Consider the following 15,680-nt stretch of genomic DNA (forward strand, 5'->3'; position numbering starts at 1 on the left):
CAGCTTTCGCCTCGATCGAGATGGTCCTGTGGCGCTTTCGCGAAAGATGTCGCGCGCAAGCGCGCTCCTACAGGAGATCTGCGCAGGGCGTGGGGCCATCGCGCGCAAGCGCGCTCCCACAGGCGACTGCCACCGAGGTCGCAATGGCCTTGTGGGAGCGCGCTTGCGCGCGATGACCTACAGGGCGATGAAGCCGTGCCCCGCCATCGAAGCGGCCTCGGCTCTCCCACCACCCAACCCCACCGCGTCCGAGAGTCCTTGGCGCCCACCCTCGAGGCGAGTTCCGCAGGCGAGGCAGTCGGGCGGGAAATGGCCCGCAGGGGGTCGGCCATGGATGGCCGGCCCTTTTCTACGAGACAGGGACGTCTCGTAGAAAAGCCCCCGCACGGCTGCCGGTTCGCGCCCGTAGGGCAATAAGTACATTTGCCCCGGAGGGGCACTCCTTTTCGAACGACGAGGACCTGTCTGAGCAGCGAGGGTGGGCGCCAAGGGCTCTTTCCAGAAACGTCCGAGCGCTAGCGCGATGGCGAAGCCGAGCACCCCCCGCGAAGCCGAAGGCGAGCCGTCTCGAATCCAAGCAAAATCAAAGCGCCAGGGCCGCCAAGGTTGCCCCCCATACCCCCGTGGGATAGTCTCCCGCGATTGACCGCCGTGTTTTCAACAGGCGGCCACCCGCGCCCCCATCCGGTACCAGACACCATGCAGGACAGCAACGACCAGGCCACGCGCGAGCAGGGCGGTTACGCCCCCGACGCCGTAGAAACCGCCGCCCAGCGCTACTGGAGCGACACCCGTGCCTTCGAAGTCACCGAAGACACCGGCAAGCCCAAGTACTACTGCCTCTCGATGCTCCCGTACCCGTCGGGCGCCCTCCACATGGGCCACGTCCGCAACTACACCATCGGCGACGTCATCAGCCGCTTCCAGCGCCAGCAGGGCAAGAACGTCCTCCAGCCCATGGGCTGGGACGCCTTCGGCCTGCCCGCCGAGAACGCCGCGATCAAGAACAAGACCGCGCCGGCCAAGTGGACCTACAAGAACATCGAACACATGCGCGAGCAGCTCAAGCGCATGGGTTTCGCCTACGACTGGACCCGCGAAGTCACCACCTGCCGCCCCGAGTACTACCAGTGGGAGCAGCAGATGTTCACCCGCCTCATGAAAAAGGGGCTGGTGTACCGCAAGAACAGCGTCGTCAACTGGGATCCGGTCGACCAGACCGTGCTCGCCAACGAGCAGGTCATCGATGGCCGCGGCTGGCGCTCCGGTGCCGTCGTCGAGAAGCGCGAGATCCCGCAGTGGTTCCTCAAGATCACCGCCTATGCGCAGGAGCTGCTCGACGGCCTGGACACGCTGCCGGGCTGGCCCGATGCGGTGAAGACCATGCAGCGCAACTGGCTGGGCCGCTCGCAGGGCCTGGAAATCACCTTCGACGTCGAAGGCCAGGCCGAGCCGCTGAAGGTGTTCACCACGCGCCCCGACACCCTGCTGGGCGTGTCCTACGTGGCCGTCGCCGCGGAACACCCGATCGCCACGCAGGCGGCCGTGGGCAACCCCGGTCTCGCCGAATTCATTGAATCCTGCAAGGCCGGCGGCGTCTCCGAGGCCGAGCTGGAGACGCAGGAAAAGCGCGGCTACTACACCGGCGTGGACGCCATCCACCCGATCACCGGCGAAAAGGTGCCGGTGTGGGTCGCCAACTTCGTGCTGATGGGCTACGGCACCGGCGCCGTCATGGCCGTGCCCGGCCACGACCAGCGCGACTGGGAGTTCGCCCAGAAGTATTCGCTACCGATCAAGATGGTGGTGGTCGACCAGGGCGTGGTCGATGCGCTGGCGGAAATCGACCGCGATCTCGCGAAGGGCGAGGGCACCGATGCCACCCAGCACGCGTTGGAAGGCGGCAGCACCGATGCCTACGCGACCTCGGCCGCGGTGGAGACGGTGAAGTCGTTTGAAACCGGCATCCAGGAAGCGGGTGCCTACACCGAGCACGGTTACCTCGTGAACTCGGGCGAATTCGATGGCCTGGATTTCGACGCGGCGTTCGACGCCATCGCGGCGAAGCTCGAGGCCGCCGGCCGTGGCGAGCGCCGGGTGAACTGGCGCATCCGCGACTGGGGCGTCAGCCGCCAGCGCTACTGGGGTTGCCCCATCCCGGTGATCTACTGCCCGCAGTGCGATGCGGTGCCGGTGCCGGAAGACCAGCTGCCGGTCATCCTGCCCGAGGACGTCGAGTTCTCCGGCGTGCAGTCGCCGATCAAGGCCGACCCGGAATGGCGCAAGACCACGTGCCCGAACTGCGGTGGCCCGGCCGAGCGCGAGACCGACACGTTCGATACCTTCATGGAATCGAGCTGGTACTACGCCCGCTACACCAGCCCCGGCGCGAACGCGCAGGTGGATGAGCGCGCGAAATACTGGACGCCGGTCGACCAGTACATCGGCGGCATCGAGCACGCGATCCTGCACCTGCTGTACTTCCGCTTCTATCACAAGCTCATGCGCGACGAAGGCCTGGTGTCCAGCGACGAGCCGGCCACCAACCTGCTGTGCCAGGGCATGGTCATCGCCGAAACCTACTTCCGCAAGGAAGCCGACGGCTCGTTCACCTGGTTCAACCCGGCCGACGTGGACGTGCAGCGCGACGAGCGCGCCCGTATCACCGGCGCCACCCTGCGTTCGGATGGCAAGCCGGTGGAAATCGGCGGCATCGAGAAGATGGCCAAGTCGAAGAACAACGGTGTCGATCCGCAGGCCATGATCCAGAAGTACGGCGCCGACACCGTGCGCCTGTTCTCCATGTTCGCCGCGCCGCCCGACCAGTCGCTGGAGTGGAACGAGGCGGGCGTGGAAGGCATGGCCCGCTTCCTGCGCCGCCTGTGGCGCGACGTGACCACCCACGCCGAAGGTGGCAAGGGGCAGGGTGCGAACCCGGCCGGCGAGGCTGCGCGCAAGACGCTGCGCCGCCAGCTGCACGAGACCATCCAGAAGGTCACCGACGATATCGGCCGCCGCCAGTCCTTCAACACGGCCATCGCCGCGCTGATGGAGCTGCTCAACGCGCTGAACAAGTTCGATGACGCAAGCGAGGAAGGCGTGGCCCTCCGCCAGGAAGCCTTCACGGCAGTCGTCCAGCTGATCAACCCGTTCACACCGCACGTTTCGCATGCCCTGTGGCAGGCGCTGGGCCACGGCGAGGCCCTGGTGGAAGACGCCGGCTGGCCGGCGGTGGACCCCACGGCCCTCGTCCGCGATTCGCTGACCTACGCGGTGCAGGTGAATGGCAAGCTTCGCGCTACCATCGACCTGCCGGCCAGCGCCTCGAAGGATGAGGCCGAGGCCCAGGCCCGCGCGCTGCCGGTGGTGGCCGCGCAGCTGGAAGGCCTTACCGTGCGCAAGGTGATCGTCGTGCCCGGCAAGATCGTCAACATCGTCGCAGGATAACCATGAGCCCGAACGTTACCCGTGTCGCCCTGGTCGTCGCCGCCACCGCCCTGCTGGGCGCCTGCGGGTTCCACCTGCGCCAGTCGGCCGCCTTGCCCCAGGGCATGGACAAGGTTCACCTGACCGTCGTCGGCGGCGGGCGTCTCGAGCGTGAACTGACCCGTGCGATCGAGAACTCGAACGCCACCGTGGTCGACAAGCCGGGCCCGGGTGTCGCCGAACTGGCCGTGACCTCGAATACGTTCCGTACCGACTCGCTCACCGTGAGCGGCACGGCGCGCGTCACCGAATACGCCGTGCGCTACCACGTCGACTTCAACGCGAAGGCGCCGGACGGCACCGTGCTGGTCGCGCCGCAGTCGGTCGATATGTCGCGCGAGTTCAGCTACGACGCCACCAACTCGATCGGTACAGCGGCGCAGACGGAAGAACTGCAGCGCAGCCTCATCGGCGACATGGTCCAGTCGATCCTGTTCCGCCTGCAGGCGGCGCGTAACCATCCGCCGGTAGCCGAGCCGGCCCCGGCGCCGTCCGCGCAGTAAGGGGCGGACGCGGTGCCGATGCAGCCCGCCCTCTGGCACAAGCACCTCGCCGGTGACCGCATGGCGCCGGTGTACCTGCTGGTGGGTGAGGAACTGCTGGTCCTCGAGGCGGCCGACGCGTTGCGCGCCATGGCCCGTCGCCTCGGTTATACCGAGCGCGAAGTGCTCGAGGCCGACAGCCGCTTCGACTGGGACGACCTGGCCCGTTCCTCGGCGGGCCTTTCGCTGTTCGCCACGCAGCGCCTCCTCGACCTGCGCCTGGCCGGTGGCCGGGCGGGCAAGGAAGGCGGGGCGGCGATCACCGCGTTCGTGAACGATCCGCCGCCCGATACCACGCTGCTGATCTCCGCGACGGAATGGAGTACCAAGCACGAGGCCGCGTGGACGAAAAGCGTGGACCAGGGCGGGATCCAGGTCGTCTTCAACGCGCCGCGCCCGAACGAGTGGGGCCAGTGGATCGGCCAGCGGCTCGCCTCGCGCGGGCTGCAGGCGACGCCGGACGCGATCGCCATGCTGGCCGAGCGGGTGGAAGGCAACCTGCTCGCCGCCGCCCAGGAAATCGACAAGCTGGTGGTACTGGCCGGCGACCGCCGCCTGGATGCCGCCACGCTCGAGGGCCTGGTGGCCGATAGCGCCCGTTTTGACGCATTCAAGCTCACCGACGCCGCTTTTGCCGGCGACGGCGGGCGCGCCCTGCGCATCCTCGCCGGCCTGCGCGCCGAGGGGGATGAACTCATCGCCCTGATGGGCTGGCTGGTCAACCAGCTGCAGCTCGCGCTGCGCCTCGCGAATGCGCGCGACTTCTCCGCGCAGGCCAAGGCCGAGCGGCTCTGGCCGGCGCGCGAACAGCTGTTCCGCAAGGCATTGCGCCGTGCGCCGCGCGAGCACTGGATGGCCTGCCTGGCCCGTGCCGCGCGGATCGACCGCATGGCCAAGGGCCGCGAGCAGGGCGATCCCTGGCTCGAGGCCGAGCGGCTCATCGCCGCCATCGCCGAGCCGCGCGCGGCCGCCGCCTTCGCATGAACCATCCGCGTCCCCTCGCCATCCTCGGCGGCACCTTCGATCCGGTGCACAACGGACACCTCCGCGCGGCCTGGGAAGCGGCCGAGGCGCTGGATGCCGAGGTGCGCATGGTGCCAGCGCGCACCCCGCCGCACCGGCCGCCGCCGATCGCCGATGCCGCGGGTCGCGTCGCCCTGCTGCGCGCCGCGCTGGCCGGGCAGGATCGCCTCACCATGGATACGCGCGAACTGGATCGGGATGGGCCGTCCTATACGGTGGACACACTGGCATCGCTGCGGGCCGAGATCGGCGCGGAACGGCCGCTGGTCCTGCTCGTGGGCGCCGACGCGTTCGCCGGCCTGGCTTCCTGGCATCTCTGGCAGGACCTGTTCGCCCTGGCGCATATCGGCGTGCTGACGCGTCCCGGTGGGGCGCACCCGTTGCCGGTCGAGCTGGAAACCTTCGTGGCGCCGCGCCGCGCAACGCGGATCCACGGCCCGGTCGGAAGCGTGGTCGGCATCGACATCACACCCCTCGACATCGCGGCCACAGCGATCCGCGAGGCCTTCGCCGGCGGCGGCGAACCGCGCTACCTCATGCCCGAGGGCTGTTTCACGGATCCGGCCCTTCTCCAGCCCTACCGGGCATTGGGCCTGTAGGACACCCACATCGCGCGCAAGCGCGCTCCCACAGTTCGTGAACAGGCTTGACGCAGCCGGTGCCGGGCGGGGGTATACTGCCACCACCCCGGCATCCCGCCGCATGAGGTTTCCGTATCTTGAGTTCGACTGCATCCCGCAAGGCCAAGACCGCCGCCAGCAATGAGCTTCTCCGCAAGCGCGTGATCGCCGCCCTGGAAGACCTCAAGGCCAAGGACGTCCGCGAAATCGACGTCCGCGGCAAGACCTCCATCGCCGACATCCTGTTCGTCGCCTCCGGCACCTCCGCCCGCCACGTGAAGTCCATCGCCGATGAGGTGGTGAAGTTCGCGAAGGAAGCGGGCGTGATGCCGCTCGGCGTCGAAGGCCAGACCGAAGCTGAATGGGTGCTGGTCGACCTGGGCGACATCATCGTCCACGTCATGCTGCCGCGCATCCGCGAGTTCTACGGCCTGGAGCGCCTGTGGACGGTGGGCGACGACGCCCCCGAATCCGCCGCCAACGACTGAGCGCGCCGTGAAGGCGCGCCTTATCGCGGTCGGCGAACGCATGCCCGCCTGGGTGGCGGAAGGCTTCGCCGAATACCGCAAGCGGCTCTCCCACGAGCTGCCGCTGGACCTCGTCGAGATCAAACCAGGCGTTCGCGGCAAGGGCCGCGATGACGCCCGTGCCATCGTGGACGAGGGCGCCGCCATCCTGGCCGCGCTCCCCCGCGATATCCACGTGGTCGCCCTCGATGGCCGCGGCAAGCTGTGGTCCAGCGAGGAGCTGGGTGGGCAGCTTGAGCAATGGCGGATGGGTGGCCGTGACATCGCCTTCCTGATCGGAGGTCCCGACGGCCACGCGCCCGATGTGCTGGCGCGTGCCGACCAGCGCTGGTCACTTGGCCCGCTTACCCTGCCGCACATGCTGGTGCGCCTGGTGCTCGCCGAGCAGCTCTACCGGGCCACCACCCTGGTCGCCGGCCACCCCTACCACCGCGCCTGAAGGACCGCCCGTGCTTTACCTGGCTTCGCAATCCCCGCGCCGGCGCGAACTGCTCGATCAGCTGGGCGAAGCCCACCGCACGCTGGATGTCGAGGTCGAGGAGCAACGCCAGCCCGGCGAGGCTCCCGAGGCCTATGTCAGCCGGGTGGCGCGGGATAAGGCCCGCGCTGGCCTGGTGCGCGTCGCCGGTGAAACGGATGCCCGCGTGCTGGGCGCGGATACTGAGGTAATCCTTAGCGACGAAGTATTCGGCAAGCCGCGCGACGCCGCGGATGCCGCCGCCATGCTTCGCCGGCTCTCGGGGCGCGAGCACCGCGTCGTATCCGTCGTGTGGCTGGTCGGGGCGGGCGGCGAACGTTGCGCCACCTCGGTTTCCACCGTGCGTTTCGCCACGCTGGACGAGGCCGCCATCGCCGCCTACGTCGCCACGGGCGAGTGCATGGGCAAGGCGGGCGCCTATGCCATCCAGGGCCGCGCCGCGGCCTTCATCGAACATCTCTCCGGCAGCTACTCTGGCGTCATGGGCCTGCCGCTCTACGAAACTTCGCAGCTCTTGCGGGGTCAGTGACATGTTGCTGCCGCGCAGCTATAAAGCGCGATGGCTTAAGGAAAAGGGGCGCCGGTGAGCGAGGAAATCCTGATCAATGTCACGCCGCGTGAGACGCGGGTGGCGATCGTCGAAAACGGCATGCTCCAGGAGGTACACGTGGAGCGCGCTTCCAAGCGCGGCTACGTGGGGAATGTCTACAAGGGGCGCGTCCAGCGCGTCATGCCCGGCATGCAGGCGGTCTTTGTCGAGATCGGCCTCGAGCGTGCCGCGTTCCTGCACGCCTCGGATATCGTGCGTCCGCAGCTGCCGGCCACCGATGCGCCCGAGGGCGGCAAGTCGAACGGCCACGGCCCCGTGCCGCCGATCAGCGAACTTGTCCACGAGGGCCAGGAAATCGTGGTCCAGGTGGTCAAGGATCCGATCGGCAGCAAGGGCGCCCGGCTGTCCACCCATCTTTCGATCCCTTCGCGCTACCTCGTACTGCTTCCGCACTCGCGCACGCTTGGCGTCTCGGTGCGCATCGAGGAAGAAGCCGAGCGGCAGCGCCTGAAGGACATCATCACCCCGCTTATCGGCGAGCCGCACCTTGGCTACATCGTCCGCACCAACGCGGAAGGGCAGTCCGAGGAATCGCTGGCGTTCGACGTGACCTACCTCGGCAAGGTCTGGCGCGTGGTGCAGGAAAACATTGCGAAGGCAAAGGTCGGCGAGCGTGTTTACGAAGAACTCTCGCTACCGCTCCGTTCGCTGCGCGATTCGCTGAACGACGGGATCGAGAAGGTTCGCGTGGATTCACGCGAGACCTACGAGAAAACCGTCAAATTCGTGCAGAAGTTCATGCCGGTGCTGTCCGACCGCGTGGAACACTATTCGGGCGAGCGGCCCATCTTCGACCTGTATGGGGTGGAGGATGAGATCCAGCGGGCGCTGCGCAAGGAGGTACCGCTGAAGTCGGGTGGCTACCTGATCGTTGACCAGACCGAAGCCATGACCACCGTCGATGTGAACACCGGCGGCTACCTCGGCAGCCGCAACCTCGAGGAAACGGTTTACCGCACCAACCTGGAGGCGGCGCAGGCCGCCGCGCGCCAGTTGCGCCTGCGCAACCTCGGCGGCATCGTCATCATCGATTTCATCGACATGGTGGATGACGAGCACAAGCGCCAGGTGATCCGCATGCTCGAGAAGGGACTTTCACGCGACCACGCGAAGACCACGGTGTACCCGATGTCCGCGCTGGGCCTGGTGGAGATGACCCGCAAGCGCACGACCGAGAGCCTGGAACGCCAGCTGTGCGAACCGTGCCCGGCATGCAGCGGGCGCGGCACGCTGAAGACGGCGGAGACGGTGATCTACGAGATCTTCCGCGAGATCACCCGCGCCGTACGTCAGTTCAACGCGCAAAAGCTGCTGGTGATGGCAAGTCCGAAGGTCGTCGGCCGTATCCTCGAGGAGGAATCCGCGGCGGTGGCCGAGCTGGAAGAATTCATCGCCAAGAGCATCCGCTTCCAGGCGGAAGAGCATTACTCGCAGGAACAGTTCGATGTCGTCTTGCTTTAAACGCGAGCGTCGCCAACGGATGGGCCGGTGACGCCGTCCTGGCGCCATCGCGCACGACGCCTGCGGTTCTTCGTGTTGGGCCTGGTGGCGACCGTGCTGGTCGCCCTGGCGATCGTCATGGCGCTCGGCCAGCTGTTGCTGCCGCTGGCGGCGCGTTATCCCGCGCGCGTGGCGGCGATGCTCAGCGAGAAGGTTCGCAAGCCGGTGCAGTTCGCGTCGCTCGAGGGGTTCTGGCGGCCGACCGGGCCGCTGTTCGTCATGCGCGACGTCACCATTGGCGGCGAGCCAGGATCTCCGCCTCTGCGCTTGCCGCAGGCCGCGGTGAAGCTCGACTTCGGTGGCCTGGTGCTGCCCTCGCGGCACCTGATCAACCTGCGCCTGCAGGACCTGCGCCTCGGCCTGCGCCGCGCGCCCGACGGGCGCTGGAGCATCGATGGCTTCGCGTCGGGTGGCACCACGCAGAAGGTCTCGTTCGGCAACATGTCGATCGACCTGTGGCTCACCAATACCCACATCGATATCGCCGACGAGACGACGAACCACCAGTTCGGCCTGATCGCCGACCAGTTGCGCCTCAGCCTGCAAGGCCAGGTCGTGCGCGTCGGCGGCAGCCTGCGTCGCGAAAATGCCAGCGGCCTGCTCTCGGCGGCGGGGCGTTTCGCGGCGGATGGCTCCAGCGGCAGGGTCTACGTGAAAGGCGCGAACGTGGACTTCGCCGCGCTCACAGGTGATTTCGAGGCGGGCGGCTACGCGCTCGCCGGCGGCAAGGGCCGCTTCGAGACCTGGCTGGACTGGCGCGACGCACACGTCGTGCGCGCGACATCTAGCATCGACCTGGACAACCTGGCGGTGCGGAGCCCGGCGCGCACGGTGCGCACCGCGGGCCTGCACGGCATCATCGATCTGCATCGCTTCGCCGGCGGCCAGCGCATCGACTGGGCGGGTCGGGATGGCGGCGACGCCGCGATCGTCCTGCGGACGCGCGGTGACATCAGCGAAGGCACCGTCGTCGCGCGCAAGCTGGAACTCGCACCGCTGCTGCCCTGGGCCGGGCTGCTGCCGCAGGTTTCGCCGGCGCTGGCCCGCTGGCTGGGCGAAGGCCGGCCGCGGGGCCGCTTCGATGATGTGCGCGCCGACTGGAACTCGGCCGACGGCCTGCGTTTCGCGCATGCCTCGTTCTCCGGCCTGGGCATCGATGCCAGCGGCAAGCTGCCGGGGCTGTCGTCGCTCAGCGGCCAGGTATTCGGTGATGATGAAGCGATCGTGCTCAGCCTGCCCCGGCAGGCCACGACCATCGACGCCACGGGCATCTTCCGCAAACCCTTCGCGATGTCGGCGTTCGGCGGCGATGTCGCCGTGTTCAACGATGACGCGGGCTGGCACATCGGCATCGATGCGCTCGATTTCCGCGGCGAAGGCTACGGCGGCCAGGCGCGCGGCGAACTGGTCCTGCCGCCTGGCGACAGCGGGCCGTTCATCGACATGTACGTGGCGCTCGGCGAAGGCGAGGTGCCGGCCGCGAAGCTGTTCTGGCCGATCCATTCGATGTCGGAGAGCGCGCAGAACTGGTTGAACCGCGGCCTCGTTTCCGGCCACATCGCGGGTGGCTCGGCGATGATCCGCGGCAACCTGCGCGAGTTCCCGTTCAAAAACCAGGAAGGACGCTTCGAAGCGCGCGCGCTCATCGACGACCTGGTGTTGGACTACGGCACGGGCTGGCCGAGGGCCGAGGGCGTCACCGCTGTTGCCAGCTTTATCGACAACGGCATGTTCATCGAAGCCAGCGACGGCCACTCGCTGGGCACGGCAGTCAGCTCGGCGACGGCCGCGATTCCCGACTTCGCCGACGGCGTGCTCGACCTGCGCATCAGCGGGGCGGGCACGGGCAACAGCTTCCTCGATTTCATCAAGAACAGCCCGATCGCCAGTAGCAGCCGCGAAGCCATCGACCAGATGAAGCTCGGCGGCACCGGTGAGTTCGGCTTCAACCTGCTCATGCCGTTGAAGGACGCGAAGGACTTCACGCTTGAGGGCAGGGCGACGATCAAGGATGCCGACCTCGTCGCCGACGCGTGGAAGCTGCGCCTCGACAAGATCAGCGGGCCGATGAGCTTCAACGGCACCGGTTTCACGGCAAAAGGCCTCAAGGCCCAGTTCCACGGCCAGCCCGCGGATGTCGATCTTGCGATCGCCAGCGGCACGGGCGATCCCGGCAAGGCACTCACGGCGGCGGTCAGCGGCGCGTTCACCATGGAGGAGATGGTCGCCGACTATCCGGACCTCAAATGGTTGAGCGATATCGCCAAGGGTCGCGGCAACTTCCGTGTCGGCTTCGACCTGACGCGCATGGGCGATAAGGGCGAGCTCAGCCAGCTGCTCAGCGTCGATTCCGATCTGCGCGGCGTGGAGATGCTGATGCCGACGCCGGTGAAAAAGCCGCCCACGCAGGCGCTGCCGTTGTCGGTGCGCCTCGGCCTGCCGATCGACGGTGCGCGTCTCGATATCGCGCTGGGCGATATCGTGCGCGGCCAGCTGCGCCTGGCGAACAGCAAGACCAACACGCCCATCGCCGCCGCGTTCAATCTTGGCACCACGCCGCCTGCGGTCATGCCGGCACAGGGTTACCTGTTCAGCGGCCACGCCGCGAAGCTCGATGTCTCCGGCTGGGTCCAGTATGTCGTCGGCCTGTCCACCGGTTCGACCGGCCCGGGGCTCACCGGGCTCGACATCAGCACGGACGATGCCGAGGTGTTCGGCCAGCACTTCAACAGCATGCACATCGTGGCGCGACCGGGGTCGCGCGAACTCAGCCTGCGCGTCGACAGCGATGGCATGGCCGGCGCCATGACGGTGCCAAACGACGATCTGCGCCGTCGCGGCATCACCGCGCGCATGGATCGCCTGTACTGGCCCTCGGCGGATGACAGCGCCGACGCCGCAAAGAAGGGCCGTGCCGCGGCAGGGCAGGCCGCCACCGCGGCGGTGACGGTCGCCCACGCTGAAGAGGCGAAGGACGCGAACGGCAAGAAGCCCACCGATACGAACGAAGCCGGTGTCGCCCCGTCCAGCCTGCCGCCGCTGCACCTGCAGGTCAGCGACATGCGCCTGGGCAAGGCGCGGCTGGGTGAAGCACGCCTGGAAACCTGGCCGACGGACGAAGGCCTGCACGTCGACCAGCTACGTGCGCAATCGAAGAACGTGCAGATCACCGCGACGGGCGACTGGAACGGCGATGAGAAGAAGAGCCGCACGCACCTCGCGATGGATTTTGTCTCCGAAGACGTCGCACGCATGCTGGATGCGCTCGGTTTCGCCGGCATCATGTCGGGCGGGCGCACCGAGGCGCGCCTGGATGCGACGTGGCCGGGGGGTCCTTCCGCGCTGGCGCTGGCGAACATGGATGGCACGCTGAAGATCAACGTCGCCAACGGCCGCATCCTCGAAGTGCAGCCGGGCGTCGGTCGCTTGTTCGGTCTGGTATCGATCACCGAACTGCCGCGACGCATGGCGCTCGATTTCGGCGACGTGCTCGGCAAGGGCTTCGGCTTCGATTCGATCACCGGCAACTTCACTTTCGCGAATGGCAACGCGAGCACGCAGGACCTGAAGATCAAGGCCCCCGCGGCGGAGATCTCGATCTCGGGCCGCGCGGGGCTCAAGGCCCGCGACTACGACCAGGAAGTGCTGGTCGTGCCGCACGTCGGCAACAGCCTGCCGGTGGTCGGCGCGCTCGCCGGCGGCCCCGTCGGCGCCGCCGCCGGCTTCGCCGTGCAAGGCCTGCTAGGCCACGGCCTCAACCAGGCTGCCCGTAAGCGCTACCACGTCACCGGCAGCTGGGATAAACCCGTCTTCACCCCGATCGACAAGGGCCTGCCGTCCACGGCGACGCCGCCTGCGAAGTGAGCTTGTGGGAGCGCGCTTGCGCGCGATGGACGGTGCCGCAAGCACCCATCGCGTGCAAGCACGCTCCCACAGCACGCTCCCACAGGTTTCGTCAGGTCTTGGTCTTGCTGAAGGGAAACATCTGCTGCTTCACGAAGCCGTCGGGCATGTAGTCGCCGACCACGCCGTATTTTTCCGGGAACGTCTTCTTCGATTTCACCGCGGTGCCGAACAGGTAGTCGAGGAAGGCGTAGTGGGCGGCGTAGTTCTTGTCGATCGCCTCGTCATCCGACGCGTGGTGCCAGTGATGGAAATCCGGCGTGACGATCACGTAGCGCAGCGGGCCCCACGGCAGGTGCACGTTGGCGTGGTTGAACACGGCCTGGAAGCCCACGACGATGATGTAGGCATTCATCACCGCTTCGCTGAAGCCCAGGACGTACAGCGGCGCGAGCACGCAGACGCGGGTAAAGATCAGCTCCAGCATGTGCTGGCGCGAACCGGCCAGCCAGTCCATCGTCTTCACGCTGTGGTGCACGGCGTGGAAGCGCCAGAGGAACGGCACCTCGTGGTACGCGCGGTGCGTCCAGTACTGGGCCATGTCGGCCACCAGGATGCACAGCAATAGCTGCGGCACGAACCAGATCGACGCCACCATGCGCTGGAAGTCGCTGTTCACCAGCCAGCCGAACGCGTGGTGGATGAGGAAGTTCACGATCAGCAGCGCGAGGCCCACGATGAAGTGGTTCACCGCGAAGTGCTTCATGTCCGTCTGCCACTCGAAGCGGAACAGCGACTGGCCCTTGTAGAGGGGGAAGAGCTTCTCCAGCACCACGAAGATCAGCGTGGAGCCAAGCAGGTCGAGGATGAACCAGTCGAGGCCGATGTATGGCGTGTGGTCGGGGAACGCGCCGACCGGCACGCGATTGCCGCCAAGGGCGACCGCCGCGATGACCAGGACGAAGGCGCCGATGTTCAGGTTGCGCTGGCGCCCCAGGATGACGTTGGCCAGCGAAAGCCCGCCCGCGACCAGCAGGCCACCCAGCAGGAGCTGGCGCAGCACGTCCACCGAGTACTTGTGGCGCAGGTCCGGCGTGGTCAGGTACTCGGGGAAGTGGAACGCGACCACGGCCAGCAGCGAGAGGATGGCGAGCGACAGGGCGATGGCCGTGCTCACCATGGCCTTGCCCGGCTTCAGCTCACCGCTGCGGTGGAGCAGGTCGACCGTTTCATCGACCACGACCTCGGCCCGGCGCGCGGGCGCCGTCGCGACACGGCGGGCGAATGCCCGCTTCTTCCCCTGGCTCATCGATTTTCCTTTCCCTTGGGTTGCGCGGGCATCCTACCAATTCGCCAGCCGGGGCGCCGGGGTTTAAGCTGGGCGCCCCAGGCCCCATGTTGGCCTCATCCACGTTCCCAGACCGGCAGCCTTGATGGACTCCCTGATCACCCTCGCCGAACGGCGCCTGCTTACCCCGGGCGGCCTCGCTTCTTCCGACCTCGACCGCGTGTTCTCCCAGCTGATGGGGCCCTCCATCGATGCGGCGGACCTGTACTTCCAGCATTCGCGCAGCGAATCCTGGGTGCTGGAAGAGGGCATCGTGAAGGATGGCAGCCACTCGATCGAGCAGGGCGTGGGCGTCCGCGCCATCTCCGGTGAGAAAACCGGCTTCTCGTATTCCGATGAAATCGTGCTGCCGCAGCTGCTCGAGGCCTCGCGTGCCGCGCGCGCCATCGCCCAGGGCGGCGCCGGCGCGGGCAAGCCGCTGGCCATCGCGACCGGCCGCAGGCTGTATCCCGCGATCGACCCGGTGGAAAGCCTGCCGAACGAAGAAAAGATCGCGCTGCTGCGCGAGGTCGACGCCTATGCCCGCTCGCGCGACCCGCGCGTCAAGCAGGTGGTGGTGAGCCTCGCGGCCACCATGGATACGATCCTCGTGGCCGGCTCCGATGGCACGCTGGCGGCCGACGTGCGGCCGCTGGTGCGCCTGAATGTCCAGGTCATCGCCGAGCAGGGCAGCCGCCGCGAGGCGGGCCACTCCGGTGGTGGCGGTCGCTATGGCTACCGCGAGCTGCTCGAGAACGGGCGGGCGCACGCCTTCGCCGAGGAAGCCGTGCGCCAGGCGCTCGTCAACCTCGAGGCGGTCGATGCCCCCGCAGGCACCATGACCGTCGTGCTCGGCCCCGGCTGGCCCGGCGTGTTGCTGCACGAGGCGATCGGCCACGGCCTCGAGGGCGATTTCAACCGCAAGGGCAGCTCGGCATTCGCGGGCCGCATCGGCCAGCGCGTGGCGGCCGAGGGTGTCACCGTGGTGGACGACGGCACGCTGCCGGGCCGCCGTGGCTCGCTGAGCATCGATGACGAAGGCACGCCGACCGAGTGCACCACGCTTATCGAGAACGGCATCCTCAAGGGTTACATGCAGGACAAGCTCAACGCGCGCCTGATGGGCGTGAAGTCCACCGGCAACGGCCGCCGCGAATCGTTCGCGCAGCTGCCGATGCCGCGCATGACCAACACGTACATGCTGGCGGGCAACCGCGAGCCCGAGGAAATCATCCGCTCGGTCAAGAAGGGCCTGTACGCGGTGAACTTCGGCGGTGGCCAGGTCGATATCACCAACGGCAAGTTCGTCTTCTCGGCGAGCGAGGCTTACCTCATTGAAGACGGGAAGATCACCCGGCCGGTGAAGGGCGCCACGCTGGTCGGCGCCGGTCCGGAGGTGCTGACGCGCGTCTCGATGATCGGCAACGACCTCGCGCTGGACGAAGGCGTGGGCGTATGCGGCAAGGATGGCCAGAGCGTGCCGGTAGGCGTAGGCCAGCCGACGCTGCGCGTCGATGCGATGACCGTCGGCGGCACCGCCGCCTGATTCACCCTTTCGGGTCTTGCCATCTTGTGGGAGCGCGCCGTGGGGGGGGGGGGGGGGGGGGGGGGGGGGGGGGGGGGACCCCACCCCCCCCCCCCCCCCCCCCCCCCCCCCCCCCCAAACCCCAAAAAAAATACGGGGCGGTTTTCAGAACCCCCCCGGAGATTTTTTTTTTTTATGG

11 protein-coding genes are annotated in these 15,680 nt (G+C 67.7%); 10 read left to right on the forward strand and 1 reads right to left on the reverse strand.

Annotated features, from left to right (window positions below):
- The first annotated feature begins 699 nt into the window (after positions 1–699).
- The 9 genes from leuS (at position 700) to ACZ6YI_RS21600 (ending at position 12,650) form a co-directional block, all read left to right on the forward strand.
- Complete coding sequence (gene leuS / locus ACZ6YI_RS21560; protein WP_465780404.1) at positions 700–3,447, forward strand: leucine--tRNA ligase; 2,748 nt, start codon at positions 700–702, stop codon at positions 3,445–3,447.
- Positions 3,448–3,449: 2 nt separating this feature from the next.
- Entirely contained in the window at positions 3,450–3,989 is a 540-nt protein-coding gene (locus tag ACZ6YI_RS21565; RefSeq protein WP_465780405.1) for an LPS-assembly lipoprotein LptE, read from the forward strand.
- Between the two features lie 18 nt (positions 3,990–4,007).
- Positions 4,008–5,012 (forward strand): DNA polymerase III subunit delta, encoded by a 1,005-nt coding sequence (holA, locus tag ACZ6YI_RS21570; RefSeq protein ID WP_465780406.1) that lies wholly within the window; start codon positions 4,008–4,010, stop codon positions 5,010–5,012.
- Entirely contained in the window at positions 5,009–5,650 is a 642-nt protein-coding gene (nadD, locus tag ACZ6YI_RS21575; protein ID WP_465780407.1) for a nicotinate-nucleotide adenylyltransferase, read from the forward strand. Before holA ends, nadD begins: the two co-directional genes overlap by 4 nt.
- Positions 5,651–5,769: 119 nt before the next feature.
- The gene (rsfS, locus tag ACZ6YI_RS21580; RefSeq protein ID WP_440327859.1) at positions 5,770–6,159 is read left to right on the forward strand and encodes a ribosome silencing factor; all 390 of its coding nucleotides are present in this window, start codon (positions 5,770–5,772) and stop codon (positions 6,157–6,159) included.
- Between the two features lie 7 nt (positions 6,160–6,166).
- Complete coding sequence (gene rlmH / locus ACZ6YI_RS21585; protein ID WP_465780408.1) at positions 6,167–6,637, forward strand: 23S rRNA (pseudouridine(1915)-N(3))-methyltransferase RlmH; 471 nt, start codon at positions 6,167–6,169, stop codon at positions 6,635–6,637.
- A 10-nt stretch (positions 6,638–6,647) separates the two neighbouring features.
- On the forward strand, positions 6,648–7,205 hold the full coding sequence (locus ACZ6YI_RS21590; protein WP_465780409.1) for a Maf family protein: 558 nt from the start codon (positions 6,648–6,650) through the stop codon (positions 7,203–7,205).
- 54 nt (positions 7,206–7,259) lie between these two features.
- On the forward strand, positions 7,260–8,747 hold the full coding sequence (rng, locus tag ACZ6YI_RS21595; protein WP_465780410.1) for a ribonuclease G: 1,488 nt from the start codon (positions 7,260–7,262) through the stop codon (positions 8,745–8,747).
- Positions 8,748–8,774: 27 nt separating this feature from the next.
- On the forward strand, positions 8,775–12,650 hold the full coding sequence (locus tag ACZ6YI_RS21600) for a YhdP family protein (RefSeq protein WP_465780411.1): 3,876 nt from the start codon (positions 8,775–8,777) through the stop codon (positions 12,648–12,650).
- Positions 12,651–12,741: 91 nt separating this feature from the next.
- Here the strand turns inward: ACZ6YI_RS21600 and ACZ6YI_RS21605 are convergent, their stop codons facing one another.
- A complete protein-coding gene (locus ACZ6YI_RS21605) occupies positions 12,742–13,938 on the reverse strand; it encodes a sterol desaturase family protein (protein ID WP_465780412.1) in 1,197 nt (398 codons plus the stop codon).
- Between the two features lie 124 nt (positions 13,939–14,062).
- On the opposite strand from ACZ6YI_RS21605, the gene tldD reads away from it, so the two are divergent.
- Positions 14,063–15,502 (forward strand): metalloprotease TldD, encoded by a 1,440-nt coding sequence (gene tldD, locus ACZ6YI_RS21610; protein WP_465780413.1) that lies wholly within the window; start codon positions 14,063–14,065, stop codon positions 15,500–15,502.
- Positions 15,503–15,680 lie beyond the last annotated feature (178 nt).

It is taken from the genome of Luteibacter sp. NPDC104163 (genome assembly GCF_055584245.1).

Coding starts and splice junctions, on each gene's coding strand:
- leuS (WP_465780404.1), top strand. CDS start 700: ATGCAGGACAGCAACGACCAGGCCACGCGCGAGCAGGGCGGTTACGCC.
- ACZ6YI_RS21565 (WP_465780405.1), top strand. CDS start 3,450: ATGAGCCCGAACGTTACCCGTGTCGCCCTGGTCGTCGCCGCCACCGCC.
- holA (WP_465780406.1), top strand. CDS start 4,008: ATGCAGCCCGCCCTCTGGCACAAGCACCTCGCCGGTGACCGCATGGCG.
- nadD (WP_465780407.1), top strand. CDS start 5,009: ATGAACCATCCGCGTCCCCTCGCCATCCTCGGCGGCACCTTCGATCCG.
- ACZ6YI_RS21605 (WP_465780412.1), bottom strand. CDS start 13,938: ATGAGCCAGGGGAAGAAGCGGGCATTCGCCCGCCGTGTCGCGACGGCG.
- tldD (WP_465780413.1), top strand. CDS start 14,063: ATGGACTCCCTGATCACCCTCGCCGAACGGCGCCTGCTTACCCCGGGC.